The organism is Bradyrhizobium sp. BWC-3-1 (genome assembly GCF_032917965.1).
In the GTDB taxonomy this organism is placed as follows: Bacteria; Pseudomonadota; Alphaproteobacteria; order Rhizobiales; family Xanthobacteraceae; genus Bradyrhizobium; species Bradyrhizobium canariense_D.
Genome location: NZ_CP136625.1, coordinates 1,672,413 through 1,686,911, shown reverse-complemented (window position 1 = coordinate 1,686,911; position 14,499 = coordinate 1,672,413). Strand labels below are relative to the sequence as shown.

Here is a 14,499-nt window from a genome sequence, read left to right as displayed (position 1 = left end):
TGCCATGCGCAGATTCATCATCTCGCATCGCGGGGGTCGCAATTTTGTCAAAACGGGCTATATTAGAGGACGAAAATGACATGTGCGGCGCCCACTCAATCGTGGCCTCTGCCCGTCCCAACCCCACGCGCTTAAAGCCCCAGAGAGATCACGAGGTCTTTGACCATGCGTCCACTGCGTCCGTTCAACTTCAACACTTCCGCCGAACTCTTCCCCGCTGCGATCCGCAAGAAGAAGCGTGCAGGCTTCACCTATCGCCGGTTCGGCACCGCGGCCGAAGCCGTCCAGTTCGCGATGGAGCAGTTGCCGACGGATTCGCTGAACGGCGCCTATCTCCAGGTCGAGGAAGCGCGCTTCGACCAGAACGGCATCCGGTCGCTCTATGAGAGCGAAGCCTTCCCGCTGCCCCGCCACCGCAAGCCGGTGGAAGCCAGCACCGACGCTGCCGACGCGGCGTAAGTTTTCGTCACGCGCTCCGATGTGCGCTGAAAGCGCGATGGCCCGAAAGGCCGTCGCGCTTTTTGCGTTTTGGGGCGTGTCAGATGCGAGGCTGCTTGTCGAGCCAGCGGCGGAGCAGGCGCACGTTGCGCATGTTGGCACGGAACATGACGTCGAATGCGTCGCCCGCGAACGGGACGATGCCGACGACGCCGTCGAGGGCGACATTTCCGAGCATGCGCGCGGTGATGTACCAGGGCGCCCCGAGCGCCCTCGCCTCTTGCACCAGCCAGAGCGAGATCGCGGTGGTGATGATGTCGCCGACGACGGGGATCAACCCGATCAACCCATCGATGCCATAGCGGATGTTGGTTCCGGGCAGCACGAAGGCGACGTCGAGCAGCTTTGCGATCGCCTCGATCCGCGCGATCCGCTGCTCGCGCGTTAGATTGCCAAACGGGTTGCCGGCGAAGGGACTGTCCTTCCCGAACTCGAAGCGAAATTCGCGAAAGCCCTGCCCCAGCGTTTCGGGCCGGATCTCGTGACCGTCCTGATCGATGATCGGCCCACGCCCGTCGGTGCCCGAAGAGGCCGCACCCGAGCGGCTTCCCGAACGGGATCGACGCGGAGCAAGAATATCGTCATCGGAGATGGTCATGGCCTGTCGGGAACGCGCCAGCGCGGCGGAGGTTGCTGCGGCGTGATCGAAGGTCGCGCCCTCAAGTCTGTGCCGCCGCCGGCTGCGGCTCCGCGACATATTTATGCACGAGCCAGGATGAAATCACCGCCGGCACGAACCCGACGAGGCCGTACAGGATGAACTGCACCGCGCCCGAGTCCGGCCCGCGCGAGCTGTAGGTCAGCGAGGCCAGGATGAAGGCGAACACGCCGACCAGCAGCATCCGCAGCACCGGGCCGATCCGGCGGACGTGGACCAGGATATCGTCGACCGCACCGATCATCAGCGAGGGCAGGAAGCCGAACAGATAACTATATTGCAAGGATTTGAAGAACACCGCGAACAGCTTGCCGACCTCAGCGAGACTGGTCTGGGTCCAATAGCCGGACTGATAGGTCGTCGTCAGCAGCAGCAGGAACCCGCCCACGAACGGGCCGACCAGCGCAAACACGAGATAGCGTTTCATCAGGCACCCTCATCCTTCACCTTACTATAGCAGCGCCGCGGGAACCTTGAATAGCGGGGGTGCGGGCTCTGCGCTGGGAACAAGCGGCATAGCGACGGACTTGAAATTCACCTGTCAGATTTGGAGCCGCCGATGTCCCGCAAACTGTTCTTCCTGGCGACGATCGCACTGACGGCCGTGAGCGGCCTGTCGAACGCGCCCGCTCTCGCACAAGGCCATATGGGTTCGCCGCAGGAGCAGCAGGCCTGTTCGCGGGACGCCTCGCGCTTCTGCCGCAAGGACCTCGGCAATGACGGTGCGGTGCAGGCCTGCCTGCAAGCCAACCGGGCCAAACTGTCGCGGTCTTGCAGCAAGGTCTTTCAGAGCCACGGCATGTGAGGACCGGAACCATCCCCGGCGAACGGAGAGTGAAGCCATGTTGCGCGACGAACAGCTCTCGATCCTCAGGGACATCAGCCAATCCATCGCCTTTGCCGACGACCGGCACGGCAAGATAGGCGAGCTGATCGCCGACGGTTACGTGATGAAGGACGGAGATCTGTTCGAGCTCACGGCAAAGGGCGTTACGGCGGTCGAAGAGCATGCAGCGCTTGGCGCAAGCGATGTGGAACAAGCGAGCGTATCCTCCGATCGGTTGATCTGATCGCACGCGAGTCGCGTTGTGCGTGACGTGCGCGCAACAATTGCGAATTCCTTTTTGCCTGGCATTGCGGCGGCCTGACAATGGCGCATACTTGATTCGGGCGGCGCAGCACTTTTCGATTCGAACATCACCAGAGATCGAGCAACCACATGCGGGATTGAGGTCCCGGCGTGATGGCTGAGACATGCGGCAGGTCAAGCCGCGTGCGGCGCCCCAAAACCAAGTGGCTCAAGCCCACGGAACTCGGGGACGCATTCTACATGACACGCAATCAGACGATCGCAACTCTCTTCGCCCTCGCCACCACCGCCATCGCAATCCCGACATCGCCCGGCTTCGCGTTCTCGTCCGAAGCGCAGCAGATGTGCTCGGGCGATGCGATGCGGCTGTGCTCCAGTGAGATCCCCGACATCCCCAGGATCAGGGCCTGCATGGTGCAGAAGAAGGCTCAGGTCAGCCCGGGCTGTCGCGCCGTGATGGACCGCGAGCACGCCGCCGCGACAGGATCGCGCAAGCGGGAAGCAGCCGCGCAATAGAGAGAGCGTATCTGCGGCCATCCTGAGGGCCCGCCCAAGGGGCGGGCCCTCAGGATGAGGTCTCGTTTCGCGGCGAGATATCAAACCCTCATGTGAGGAGCCCGCCAAGGCTGGCGTCTCGAACCATGCAGGCCGAGGTCTCACGGAGTAGAGATCTAGTCGCCCCACTGCGCGAAGGCGTCGTTGAAGGCGCGCTCGCCGGGAGCGCCCTTCTCGATGGCGATGATGGCGCGGCGCTGGTTGGCGTAGACCAAGGGCACGTCGAACCAGGAGCGCTCCTTCAGCAGCTGGACGTTGCGGCTGCGGTCGGCATCGACGTTGGAGAGGCCGACCAGGAAGAAGCCGTCGGTGACCTTGACCGCGAGGCCTGCGAGCGGCGTGCCGCGTGCCTGCTCGTTCGACTTCATCAGGATGCCCGGCACGTTGGAAACGCCGCCGCCCGGAAAGTCCGGCGGCAGGACGAAGGTCAGCTCCGCGGTGTGGCTCGCCGGCAGCGAGGAGTCGGTGTTGCGGCGGAACGACATCGTCATCTTGAACTTGCGGTCGGGAATCTCGATGTCGGCGCGCACGGCGACGTCGGCCTTCTGGTTGCCCGACGCCTTGATCGGCTCGAGCCGCCACACCACCGAGCCGACATATTGCTTGCCCTTCGGATCGGATGGATCCTCGTCGTAGAGCACGACTTTCTGCGCCACCGGCGCGACCGGCTGGTCGCTGGCCGAGGGCTGGCCGACGCGATCCAGAATCTTGGGCTTGCTCTGCGGCTGAGACGAATCCTTGGGCGCCTCCACCACCTGCGTCGGCGAAGACTTCAACAGGTTGGTCGCGGTCTGGACCAGCTGCTTGCCCCACAGGATGCCGGCACCGACCAGGATCAGCACGATGCCGACGGCGATCGCGCTCTTGAACGGAAAGGCGCGGCCGGTGCGGGCGCGCTTCTTCTTGGGTTCGCGGTCGAGAACGGGGATGTGCGGACGTTGCGACGGCGGCTGCGACGGCGGCGCGTAGCGCTCAGCTTCCTCGATCGATTCGTCGTAGGAATACGGCGCGTCGGCTCCGGCGCCGCGATTCTCCAGGCTCGGCTCGAGCCGGTCGAATTCCGGCGAGGGCGAGGGCACGTTGGCGTAGGTGCGGCGCGCCGCGCGGTTGGCCTGCGCGGCGGCGCCGCCGAGCTCGTTGGCATCCGCCGTGATGTCGCGGAAGCCGCGCACGCCCGGTGCGGGCGGCAGCGGCGGTGGCGGTCCCATGTCCGGCGGACGGCGCCCACCAGCGCGATCACGTCCGACCGGCGGAGGCTCCGGCATCGACGACGGGGCCAGCGGACCCGGCTGCCGCGGCGCGTCGAAACGCGGGGCCCGCGGCGCACGCGGGGCGTCGCCCTGGTCATCGACATTGAAGGAGGGCCGGTCAGCCCGCGGCGGCGGCGGAGCCGGACGGGTGCGCGGCGGGGCAGCGGTTTGCGGCGCGGGCGAGTTGCCCTCGGTGGCGCGGGTGCTGGCACGGCGGAAGGCGTCGCCGCTGCCGCTGCTGCGGGCGCCGCCACCGGGGCGCGAGGCCTCGCGGGCACGCTGGGCCGCCTCTGATTCGACCTTGCGGACGGCCTCTTCCAGCGAGAGGCGCTCGCGGGTGATCTCGGATTCGGAGAGCGGCGGCTGCACGCTGCGCAGTTGCGCGATCAGCGCCGTGCGCGCCCGCTCGTAGAGCGCGCGACGGCTCTCGCCGGGAGCGTTGGGGTCCAGGGCGGCAATAGCGCGGGCGATCAGCGGGTAGTAATCAGCCATTTCTACTCAATTATACGCGCGTCCCGGTAAGAGATCGTTAAGCCTCAAACGGATTTTGTACCAGGATAGTATCCTCGCGTTCGGGGCTGGTGGAAAGCAGCGCCACCGGGCACCCCACCAATTCCTCGATCCGGCGGACATATTTGATCGCCTGGGCCGGCAGCTGGGCCCAGGACCGCGCATTGGCGGTCGGCTCCTTCCAGCCCTCGATGGTCTCGTAGATCGGCTCGACCCGGGCCTGGGCGCCCTCGCCCGCCGGGAAATGATCGATCTCCTTGCCGTCCAGCCTGTAGCCGGTGCAGACCTCGATCGAATCGAAGCCGTCGAGGATGTCGAGCTTGGTCAGCGCCAGACCGTTGATGCCGCAGGTCCGGACCGCCTGGCGAACCAGAACCGCATCGAACCAGCCGCAGCGGCGGGGCCGCCCGGTATTGGTGCCGAACTCGCGGCCGCGCTCGCCGATCTTGCGGCCGGTCTCGTTGTCCTGCTCGGTCGGGAACGGGCCCTGGCCGACGCGGGTCGTATAGGCCTTGCAGAGGCCGAGCACATAGCCGACCGCGGCGGGGCCGAGGCCCGAGCCGGTCGCCGCCTGCGCCGCCACCGTGTTGGACGAGGTGACGTAAGGGTAGGTGCCGTGATCGACGTCGAGCAGGGCGCCTTGCGCGCCTTCGAACAACATGCGCTTGCCCTCGCGCCGCTTGATGTCGAGCAGCCGCCACACCGTCTCGGCATAGGGCAAGAGCTGCGGCGCGAGCGCGGTCAATTCCTTCACGATCTCCTTGCCGTCGAACTCCGGCAGGCCGAGGCCGCGGCGCAATGCGTTGTGATGCGCCAGCAGCCGGTCGATCTTGTGCGGCAGGGTGTCGAGATCGGCGAGGTCCATCAGGCGGATGGCGCGGCGGCCGACCTTATCCTCGTAGGCCGGGCCAATGCCACGGCGGGTGGTGCCGATCGCGGTCGCAGCATTGGCGGATTCGCGATGCGCGTCGAGTTCGCGGTGCAGCGGCAGGATCAGGGTGACGTTCTCGGCGACCCGCAGATTGTCCGGGCCGACCGCGACGCCCTGCGACCGCAGCTTGGTGACCTCGTCGAGGAAGGCGGCGGGATCGAACACGACGCCGTTGCCGATCACCGACAGCTTCTGCTCGCGCAGCACGCCCGAGGGCAGCAGCGCCAGCTTGTAGGTCTTGCCGTTGATCACCAGCGTGTGGCCGGCGTTATGGCCGCCCTGGAAACGGACGACGATGTCCGCCTGCTCCGACAACCAGTCGACGATCTTGCCCTTTCCTTCGTCGCCCCACTGGGCGCCGACGACGACAACATTGGCCATTCGCGGGTAATCCCTATGCAATCTGTCAGATGCGCCCAGCCCAATCACGGCCGGGGCCGCTCGAACGCGAGGCAGCCAACCGGATAAAGGATGCAGCCTCTCTAGGCAAGCAAGAACGGGACTTTTTCGAGGCCGCGAGCGCATCCCAAGCCTTTGATATCCCCTGAAAATCCAGAAACCTTCGCGGCGGGTGCAATGCTTCGACCAAAGCGTGAGAGGCTGCTTCCGCCGCTGCATGGTCGCGATGCATCCGGCCCCCGTTGATGCAACCTCGATTTCCGTGTCTTTGAACGGGGCCGGGTTTGAACCGGCCCGGGTGCCACCGGGCTGGAGGCTTGGCGCATGACGCGGGGCCACAACAATCCAATGTCCGCCACCGACGAGACCACCGGCGCCGCCACGTCCGGCCACAACTGGATCGCCAACCAACCTTATCTGCTGCTCAGCATCACCGCGCTGTGCTGGGCCGGCAATGCCATCGTCGGCCGGCTCGCCGCCGGTCACATCCCGCCGGTGACGCTGTCGTTCCTGCGCTGGTTCTTCGCCTTCCTGCTGGTGCTGCCGTTCGCCTGGAAACACCTTGCGCAGGACTGGCCCGCGATCCGCGGCAGGCTCGGCCTGATGGTCACGCTCTCGATCACCGGCATCGGCGCCTTCAACACGCTGCAATATTGGGCGCTGGAGCATACGCAGGCGCTCAACACTCTCCTCTTGCAATCCGCCGCGCCGCTGGTCGTGGCGCTGTGGTCGCTCGCCATCCTCGGCGTCCGCCTCACCGTAGCGCAGGCCTTCGGCGTGCTGCTGTCGATGTGCGGCGTGCTGATCATCCTGCTGCATGGCGACTTCACCACGCTGTCGAACATCGACTTCAACAAGGGCGACCTCATCTTTGTCGTCGCGCTGATCATCTTCGCGCTCTATTCGGTGCTGACCTTGAAGCGGCCGCCGATGCACGGCCTGTCGTTCCTCGCCTTCACGTTCGGCTGCGGTGCTGCCTGTCTCATTCCGCTGGAGATCTGGGAGTTGTCCGCGCGTCCCGGGATGAAGCTCGACGGGCCGAACCTCCTGACCCTGTTCTATGTCGCGGTATTCCCCTCGACGCTCGCCTATCTCTGCTTCAATCGCGGTGTCCGCCTGATCGGCGCCAACCGCGCCGCGCCGTTCTTCCATGTCGTGCCGGTGTTCGGCTCGATCATGGCAATGGCGTTTCTGGGCGAGCACCCGCAGGCGTTCCACTTCATCGGCTTCGCGCTGGTGCTGGCCGGCGTGTTCGTGGCGTCACGGAAGCAGGCGAGCTAGGCTTGGGGCCCGGTTCGATCGGCTGCGATCAAGCGTTTGTCGACGGGTTCATCCACACCATCTCCCAAACATAGCCATCGGGGTCTTCAATGTGTCGGTTGTACATGAAGCCGAGATCCTGCGCCGGATTGGGATCGGCGCGACCGCCCGCAGCCACCGCGCGCGCCAGCGTTGCATCGACGGCATCGCGGTCGTCGACCGTGAGAGCGAACATAGCCTGGCTGTGGCGCCGCGCGTCGCCGATCTCGCGGCTGGTGAATTCACGATACCGGTCGTGGGTCAGCAGCATCACGCCGATCGCGTCCGTGAACATGAGCGACGTCGAATTTGCTCCGGAGAATTGAGGATTCACCGCGCCACCCAGGGCTACGTAGAACGCTGTCGATGCGGCGAGATCGCGTACCGGCAGGTTGACCAGAATCATCTTGGACATTGCTTTTCCTTCGAAAGCGGCTGGAAGCCGCGCTATGGTCTGACATTGGGAACAGAGAGCTCTCAACACTCCTCCCTGGACTGCATTCAAATGTAGCGCGCGGCGCCCATGCAGAGCGCGGCCATGCCCAGCAGGCCGGCCGCCGCACGTTGGGCGGCGGCGATACGTGCACGGAGGTCCTCCGGCTTGCCGGTGCCGCGACGCAAGGCCGCGAGCGCACGAGGACCGATGACAGCCTGAATAGCGGCCGCGATCAGTGCACAGACAGCACCGACGGCGAGCACCTGCTCGGTCGTGCCGAAGCTGTGGGAATGAACGAGATGGCCGAGATAGCCGCCGGTCAGGATGGCAATCGTCGCCGCGCCGAGTTGTGGAAAGACCAGCTGCTCACCGGCAACTCCGCCGATGCGGGCCAGCGCAAAGCTTGATCCCGCCCAGAACACGGACGACAACACATGAAGTGACAAGGCGATCACGAGGGCAGTTTGCATGGCAAGCTCCGAACCGGCTTCTAAATTAGATATACTACATGTATAGTCAATACGTCAACAGAATGGCAAGGCGATGCCGAAGCGCAATTATGTGAGCTCCGCGCGGGCTTCCGCGGCGGCGGCGACGCGCGAGCGCATCATCGCGGCCGGCGCGCGACTCCTACGCGAGGACGCGAGCATTGCGAACTTCTCCCTCGACGTGGTCGCCAAGGCGGCCGGCGTCACGCGATTGACCGTCTACAACCAGTTCGGATCGCGGCGGGGATTGCTGGAGGCCGTGTTCGACGACATCGCGCACCAGGGCGGACTGTTCGAACTGGCCGAGGTGATGACGATGGCGGATCCGCACGCCGCGCTCGACCGCGTCATCGAAATCTTCTGTACGTTCTGGGGGCGCGATCCCGCCATCGGCGGGCTCAACCAGGCCATCGCGACCGATCCGGAATTCGGTGAGGCGCTGATCGAGCGCAACGAGCGACGGCGCGAATTGCTGACCGCGCTGCTGTCGCGGATCGTCGGCAAGCACGCGGCAAAGCGCGCCATGCGGGACACGGTTGATTTGATCTTCGTGCTGACGAGTTATCCGACGTTTGCAGCGCTGAGCCGGCAGCGGTCGACGGAGGAGGTCTGTCGCTTGCTGCAGACGGCGTGCCACGCGGCTGTGGACGGGCTGAAGTAAGCCGGCAGCAGGCGGCGCTACTTCATCTTGAACTTGCTGTACGCTTCGCTGGTCGCAATGATGACGTGCTCGGCGCAGGCGTTGACGCGGTGCGGATCAGCCTCCGTCTCGTAGGCCTTCGAGGTCATCATGTCGATGAAAGCCGTGACGGTGGGATAATAGACCAGCGCCGCGAAATCCCAGTCGTTGCCCTGCTGCGGGCCGAGCGCAACGGCCCTGGCCTCGCCGGTCCAGAGCAGCGTGCCGCCGCGTGCCTTGATCATCGGCACTGTGACCGCACTGTAGCGCAGATAGGCGTCCCAGCCGGAACCGTCGCCGTCGCCGGAGTGCGCGTGGAAGCGCATCAGGTTCAACATCACCACCGGTGCATGCCGATCGAGCCGATCAAGGCCATCGATGTTCAACATATTAACCGCCAATGCCGCCTCCTCTGGTCATGCCTGCATTGTAGCATTGCGGTCGCATGACTTGTGTCACGACGCAAATCCGGCGCAAGCTCGTATGCAACGCCAATGACGATCGCTTCGCCCGCGCCACCGGCCTCCAATCCGGCCAGTTGGCTCAACAACCGGCCTTATCTGCTGCTCAGCCTGAGCTCGCTGTTCTGGGCCGGCAACATCGTGCTCGCGCGCCACGTCGGCGCGCATGTGCCGCCGCTGACGGTGACCACGATCCGCTGGTTCGGCGTGTTCCTGATCCTCCTGCCCTTCGCCTGGCCGCATCTGAAGCGCGACTGGCCGAATCTGCGCAAGAGTCTGCCGCTGATGCTGTTCCTGTCGCTGGTGGGCTTTGCCTTCAACAACGCGATCTCGTACTGGGCGATGCAGTACACGGAAGCGCTCAACGCGCTGCTGATCCAGTCGGCCGGACCGTTGTTCGTGGCGCTGTGGTCGCTGGTGCTGTTCGGCGTGCGGTTGACCGGTGCGCAGCTCGCCGGCATCGGGATCTCGCTTCTCGGCGTGCTGATCATCATCCTGCGCGGCGATCTCGCCGCGCTCGCGAGCATCAGCTTCAACAGGGGCGACATCATGTTCGCCTCCTCGCTGGTGGCGTTCGGGATCTACTCTGCCTTCATCCCGCGGCGGCCCAAGATCCACCAGCTCTCCTTTCTCTCCTTCACCACCTGCTGCGGCGCGACGATGCTGCTGCCGACCGCGATCTGGGAGGCCTGGAGTGGTCGCGTCCTGCAACTCGACGGGGTGACGCTAGCGACGCTGGGCTACATCCTGATCTTTCCCTCGACGCTGGCCTATCTGTTCTTCAACCGGGGCGTGGCGCTGATCGGCCCGAACCGCGCCGCGCCGTTCTTCCATCTGGTGCCGGTGTTCGGCTCGGCGATGGCGATCCTGCTGCTCGGCGAAAAGATTCAGCCCTTCCACCTGATCGGCTACCTGCTGGTGCTCGCCGGCGTCGTGATCGCCTCGCGCCAGGGTTCTGCGGTGAAGTAATTCCGCGACGCGAGACGAGGCGACAAACTCGCGCCTTCCGATTTCGACGAGGAGACGCTAGGTTCCCCGCCAACCAAAAAAGAGGGAACGACCAGACATGCTTTCAGCGTTGATGCGAAACCTGCGTGCCATCGGCACGGGCGCCCTTTGTCTCGCCGCCGCGTCCGCTGCGCAGGCCGACAATTATCCGAGCCGCAACATCACGCTGGTGCTGCCGTTCGCCGCCGGCAGCGGCACCGACACCACGACGCGGCTGATCTCGCAGCATTTGTCGCAGGCCCTCGGCGTCGGCATCGTCATCGAGAACAAGGCGGGCGCCAACGGCATGATCGCCGCCACCTATGTCGCGCGCGCCGCGCCCGACGGCTACACGCTGCTGGTGACCACCAACACCACGCATTCGGCCAATCCCTATCTGCTCAAAAGCCTGACCTACGATCCGGTCAAGGACTTCACCCCGATCGCGCGCACCGGCGACCTGCCCTTCATGCTGGTGATCCACCCGGAGGTGCCGGCCAAGACCGTCGGCGAGCTCATCGCCTACGGCAAGGCCAATCCGGGCAAGCTGAGCTACGCCTCGGGCTCGTCCTCGGCGATCGTGTCGGGGGCGACCTTTGCACACAATGCCGGGCTCGACCTCCTGCACGTGCCCTACAAGAGCTCGCCGCCGGCGCTCAACGACGTCATGGGCGGCCGCGTCTCGATGATGTTCGTGGACATCCTGACCGGCCTGCCGCATGTCCAGGGCAACGCGCTACGCGCGCTCGCCGTCACGACGAAGGACCGCTCGTCGCTGGTGCCGAACCTGCCCTCGATGCAGGAGGCCGGCGTGCCGGACTTCGACATCTCGTCGTGGCAGGGCTATTTTGGCCCCGCCGGCATGCCCAAGGAGATCGTGACGCGACTCAACGCCGAGATCCGGAAGATCGTCGAGAAGCCGGAGATCAAGGCCCAGCTCGCCACCCTCGGCATGGACGCGTTTTCGGGCACGCCCGAGCAGCTCGGCACGTTCGTGAACGAACAGCTGGTGTTGTGGGAGAAGCTGATCCGCGAGGCAGGGATCGAGAAGCAGTAGGGGCTCGCGAAAGCCGCGCGCTCGGCATTCTCCGTCATGGCCGGGCTTGTCCCGGCCATCCACGTCGATCAAAGCGTCCGGTGTCCAAGAACGTGGATGCCCGGGACAAGCCCGGGCATGACGATAGAGGAGATGGCGTCGCTTTGGTGTGGCGACCTACGCCGCGCGCACCTTGGCGAGGAAGCCGTCGACTGCGCTGCGCAGCGCGCCGGACTGGCTGTCGAGCTCGCGAGCGTTGGTGAGCACGTCGCTTGCCGCCGTGCCGGTCGCTTCCGCGGCCGAGGTGACGCTGCCGATATTGGCGTTGATCTCGTTCGATCCGGCCGCGACCGACTGAATGTTGCGGGCGATCTCGCGGGTCGCCTCGCCTTGCTGCTCGATCGACGCGGAAATGCCCGCGGTGATCTCGCTCATCTCGGCGATGGTCTGAGTGATGCCGCCGATGGCGGCGACCGCATCGCTGGTCGATGTCTGCATCGCCGCGACCTGGGCGGAGATTTCCTCGGTGGCCTTGGCGGTCTGGTTGGCGAGCGCCTTGACTTCGGAAGCGACGACGGCGAAGCCGCGGCCGGATTCACCGGCGCGCGCCGCTTCGATGGTGGCGTTGAGGGCGAGCAGATTGGTCTGTGCCGCGATCGAGTGGATCAGCTTGACCACCTCGCCGATCTTCTCGGCGCCGGTGGAGAGTTCCTGCACCGTGGCATTGGTACGCTCGGCGTCGTTGACAGCGCGGCTCGCCACTTCGGTCGAGCGGGTGACCTGGCGCGAGATCTCCGCAACCGAGCTCGACAGCTCTTCGGCAGCCGCGGCAACCGTGCCGACATTGCCCGACGCTCTCTGCGAGGCCGCGCCGACCGTCGCCGCACGCGACGAGGCGTCGCCGGCGGTCGCGGTCATCGATTGCGCAGTGGCTTGCATGCCCGTCGCAGCCGAGGAGACCGAGCGGACGATACCATTGACGCTGCGTTCGAAGTCGCTGGCGATGCCCTCCATCACGCTGCGACGTTCCGCCGCTGCGCGATCCTTGGCATCGGCTTCGCTCTTCTCGATGTCGCGGATGCGGACAGCGTTGTCCTTGAAGATCTGGACGGTCGACGCCATTGCGCCGACCTCGTCACCACGGCCGACGCCGGGAATGTCGCCGTCGAGCTTGCCCTCGGCGAGATCCTTCATGCGGGCTCCGAGCAGGGCGAGCGGGCGGCTGATGCTGCGACCGATCAGCCAGGCAACGCTGCCGGCGACGATGACGATACCGAGCATGGCCAAGCCGAGCAGCCAGTAGACCGGACCCATCTTGGCATCGATATCATCGAGATAGGCGCCGGTGCCGAGATACATGTCGAAGCCGGGGACCGCGACCGCGTAGCCGAGCTTGCGGATCGGCTTCTCCTGGCCGGGCTTCACATATTCATAATACAGCAGGATCGAACCATTGGCCTTGACCCCGTCCATCAACTCGGCAGACAGCTTGCGGCCGTTGGTCACGACATCCATGCGGTTGCTGCCGATCTGCTTCGGATCGGGCGCGAGCTGGGTGATGCCGTCATAGGACGTGCCGAACAAATAGCCCGCACCGTTGTCATACGTCATTGCATTGCCGTAGCGACGAATCTCGGCCATCGCCGCATCCTTCGTCAGCTCGCCGGCGTCGACCCGCTTCTTGAGGGCAGCGGCGTAGTTGCGCCCCATCTCCACGATCGCCTTGGCCTGATCGATGCGCGCGTTCACCATCTCCTGCTTCATCAGGTATCCGGCGAGGATCCCGGAAATGCACAGTCCGAACAAGGTGACGCCGACGAGGATGCCGAGCTTGGGGGCGATCTTCATATTGCTTAATTTCACGGGATGCTCCGGCAACACAGGGATAAGGACGCGCGAGTGAATCGATCGAAATCAAATTAACCTTTAGGGGGTGACCCCTTAGCAAGCTGTTACGGAGCGCCCCGTAGAAGCCCGGAGAAGACGTCGAACCAGTCGTATAAATCGCCTCAATGACAACCGGGAATTGTACGCGACCTCCTCGATTTCGCGTAAAAGACGCAAAGGCCCGCGCAAAGCATGGGTCACAACAAGAAACCAAATCGGGAGCAGGATATGCCGAAATACAGGGTGGTGACGCCGAAGGGCGCGAGCTTCACGGTCGCGAGCAGCGATTATTCCTACGAGCGCGAGGCGCTCGATCCGATCGACGCCGAGATCGTCGAGGCGCCGGCCGACGAGGCCGGGTTCATCGCCGCCGCGAAGACAGCGGACGCCATTTACGCCAAGGGCATCCCGATCACCAAGACCATCATCGACGCGCTGGAGAGCTGCAAGGTCATTACGCTCGGCTCGGTCGGCGTCGATAGCGTCGACATCAAGGCGGCAACTGCGCGCGGCATTCCCGTCACCAACATCCCCGACACCTTCATCGAGGAGGTCGCCGACCATGCCATGATGCTGCTGCTCGCGGGCTTCCGCCGGCTGGTCGAGCAGGACCGGATGGCGCGCAGCGGCCGCTGGGCGGAGGGCCGGCCGGCGTTGTCGAAGATCCCACGACTGATGGGCCAGACGCTCGGCTTCATCTCGTTCGGCCGCGTCGCGCGTGCAGTTGCGAAACGCGCAGCTCCGTTCGGTCTGCGGATGATGGCCTACGATCCCTTCATCCAGGAAACGCTGATGTCCGACCACGGGGTGATTCCGGCGACGCTGAACGAGGTGTTGTCGCAATCCGACTTCCTCTCGATGCACGCCCCCGCTCGGCCCGAGGTGCATCACATGCTCACCGAGAAGCACTTCCGGCAGATGAAGAAGGGCTCGGTCTTCATCAACACCGGCCGCGGCGCCACCGTGGACGAGGAAAGCCTGATCAAGGCGCTTCAGGAGGGCTGGATCGCCCATGCCGCCCTCGACGTGCTGGAGAAGGAGCCGCCCTCGCACAACAATCCGCTGCTCGGCATGGACAATGTCACCCTGACCGCCCACGTCGCCTCCGCCTCGGCACGGTTTGACGAGGCGCGCAAGCGCCGGGTGGGCTACGAATTGTCACTGGTGCTTCAGGGCATGTGGCCGGTAAGCTGCGTCAATCCGTCGGTGCTGCAAGACACCGCGCTCCGCCGCTGGCAGCCTGTCAGCATGGACCGCGGCCCGAACAGCTAGACGGGACGGCCGCGAAGGCGCGCCGGCAACCGGAAAGACCCTTCACCGGCGATCAACGCCGGG

The 14,499-nt window shown here is 65.1% G+C and carries 17 protein-coding genes; 9 read left to right on the top strand and 8 right to left on the bottom strand.

Annotated features, from left to right (window positions below; genetic code table 11):
• Nucleotides 1-165: 165 nt before the first annotated feature.
• On the top strand, nucleotides 166-459 hold the full coding sequence (locus RX329_RS08175; RefSeq protein WP_007596188.1) for a hypothetical protein: 294 nt from the start codon (nucleotides 166-168) through the stop codon (nucleotides 457-459).
• Nucleotides 460-538: 79 nt separating this feature from the next.
• Here RX329_RS08175 and RX329_RS08170 read toward each other — a convergent pair whose 3' ends face one another.
• Nucleotides 539-1,096 (bottom strand): DUF4112 domain-containing protein, encoded by a 558-nt coding sequence (locus RX329_RS08170; RefSeq protein WP_085359515.1) that lies wholly within the window; start codon nucleotides 1,094-1,096, stop codon nucleotides 539-541.
• A gap of 61 nt (nucleotides 1,097-1,157) precedes the next feature.
• Entirely contained in the window at nucleotides 1,158-1,583 is a 426-nt protein-coding gene (locus RX329_RS08165; protein ID WP_085349175.1) for a DUF5413 family protein, read from the bottom strand.
• Between the two features lie 132 nt (nucleotides 1,584-1,715).
• On the opposite strand from RX329_RS08165, the gene RX329_RS08160 reads away from it, so the two are divergent.
• From RX329_RS08160 to RX329_RS08150, 3 genes are all read left to right on the top strand, one after another.
• A complete protein-coding gene (locus RX329_RS08160) occupies nucleotides 1,716-1,961 on the top strand; it encodes a cysteine rich repeat-containing protein (RefSeq protein WP_085384905.1) in 246 nt (81 codons plus the stop codon).
• Between the two features lie 37 nt (nucleotides 1,962-1,998).
• Nucleotides 1,999-2,226: a hypothetical protein gene (locus RX329_RS08155; protein WP_018453858.1), complete on the top strand. Its 228-nt coding sequence runs from the start codon at nucleotides 1,999-2,001 to the stop codon at nucleotides 2,224-2,226.
• A 173-nt stretch (nucleotides 2,227-2,399) separates the two neighbouring features.
• The gene (locus RX329_RS08150; protein ID WP_085359418.1) at nucleotides 2,400-2,762 is read left to right on the top strand and encodes a hypothetical protein; all 363 of its coding nucleotides are present in this window, start codon (nucleotides 2,400-2,402) and stop codon (nucleotides 2,760-2,762) included.
• 155 nt (nucleotides 2,763-2,917) lie between these two features.
• Here RX329_RS08150 and RX329_RS08145 read toward each other — a convergent pair whose 3' ends face one another.
• Both RX329_RS08145 and RX329_RS08140 read right to left on the bottom strand, forming a co-directional pair.
• Entirely contained in the window at nucleotides 2,918-4,543 is a 1,626-nt protein-coding gene (locus RX329_RS08145) for a hypothetical protein (protein WP_085359420.1), read from the bottom strand.
• Between the two features lie 37 nt (nucleotides 4,544-4,580).
• A complete protein-coding gene (locus tag RX329_RS08140) occupies nucleotides 4,581-5,873 on the bottom strand; it encodes an adenylosuccinate synthase (protein ID WP_018453855.1) in 1,293 nt (430 codons plus the stop codon).
• A gap of 366 nt (nucleotides 5,874-6,239) precedes the next feature.
• Between RX329_RS08140 and RX329_RS08135 the strand changes: the two genes are divergently transcribed.
• Nucleotides 6,240-7,172, top strand: a complete 933-nt coding sequence (locus RX329_RS08135) for a DMT family transporter (RefSeq protein ID WP_085359422.1) — start codon at nucleotides 6,240-6,242, stop codon at nucleotides 7,170-7,172.
• A gap of 28 nt (nucleotides 7,173-7,200) precedes the next feature.
• On the opposite strand, the gene RX329_RS08130 is transcribed toward RX329_RS08135, so the two are convergent.
• Complete coding sequence (locus tag RX329_RS08130) at nucleotides 7,201-7,605, bottom strand: VOC family protein (RefSeq protein WP_018453853.1); 405 nt, start codon at nucleotides 7,603-7,605, stop codon at nucleotides 7,201-7,203.
• An 86-nt stretch (nucleotides 7,606-7,691) separates the two neighbouring features.
• A complete protein-coding gene (locus RX329_RS08125) occupies nucleotides 7,692-8,096 on the bottom strand; it encodes a hypothetical protein (RefSeq protein ID WP_018453852.1) in 405 nt (134 codons plus the stop codon).
• 73 nt (nucleotides 8,097-8,169) lie between these two features.
• Between RX329_RS08125 and RX329_RS08120 the strand changes: the two genes are divergently transcribed.
• Nucleotides 8,170-8,775 carry a TetR/AcrR family transcriptional regulator gene (locus tag RX329_RS08120; RefSeq protein ID WP_085359424.1) on the top strand — a complete coding sequence of 202 codons (606 nt, stop codon included), beginning with the start codon at nucleotides 8,170-8,172 and terminating at the stop codon, nucleotides 8,773-8,775.
• A gap of 17 nt (nucleotides 8,776-8,792) precedes the next feature.
• Here RX329_RS08120 and RX329_RS08115 read toward each other — a convergent pair whose 3' ends face one another.
• Nucleotides 8,793-9,182 carry a hypothetical protein gene (locus tag RX329_RS08115; RefSeq protein ID WP_018453850.1) on the bottom strand — a complete coding sequence of 130 codons (390 nt, stop codon included), beginning with the start codon at nucleotides 9,180-9,182 and terminating at the stop codon, nucleotides 8,793-8,795.
• A gap of 105 nt (nucleotides 9,183-9,287) precedes the next feature.
• On the opposite strand from RX329_RS08115, the gene RX329_RS08110 reads away from it, so the two are divergent.
• Nucleotides 9,288-10,223 carry a DMT family transporter gene (locus RX329_RS08110; RefSeq protein WP_317245604.1) on the top strand — a complete coding sequence of 312 codons (936 nt, stop codon included), beginning with the start codon at nucleotides 9,288-9,290 and terminating at the stop codon, nucleotides 10,221-10,223.
• A gap of 97 nt (nucleotides 10,224-10,320) precedes the next feature.
• On the top strand, nucleotides 10,321-11,298 hold the full coding sequence (locus tag RX329_RS08105; protein WP_085359426.1) for a Bug family tripartite tricarboxylate transporter substrate binding protein: 978 nt from the start codon (nucleotides 10,321-10,323) through the stop codon (nucleotides 11,296-11,298).
• Nucleotides 11,299-11,454: 156 nt separating this feature from the next.
• On the opposite strand, the gene RX329_RS08100 is transcribed toward RX329_RS08105, so the two are convergent.
• A complete protein-coding gene (locus RX329_RS08100; RefSeq protein ID WP_026232608.1) occupies nucleotides 11,455-13,140 on the bottom strand; it encodes a methyl-accepting chemotaxis protein in 1,686 nt (561 codons plus the stop codon).
• Between the two features lie 252 nt (nucleotides 13,141-13,392).
• Between RX329_RS08100 and RX329_RS08095 the strand changes: the two genes are divergently transcribed.
• Complete coding sequence (locus RX329_RS08095) at nucleotides 13,393-14,436, top strand: C-terminal binding protein (protein ID WP_085359428.1); 1,044 nt, start codon at nucleotides 13,393-13,395, stop codon at nucleotides 14,434-14,436.
• Nucleotides 14,437-14,499: the final 63 nt, after the last annotated feature.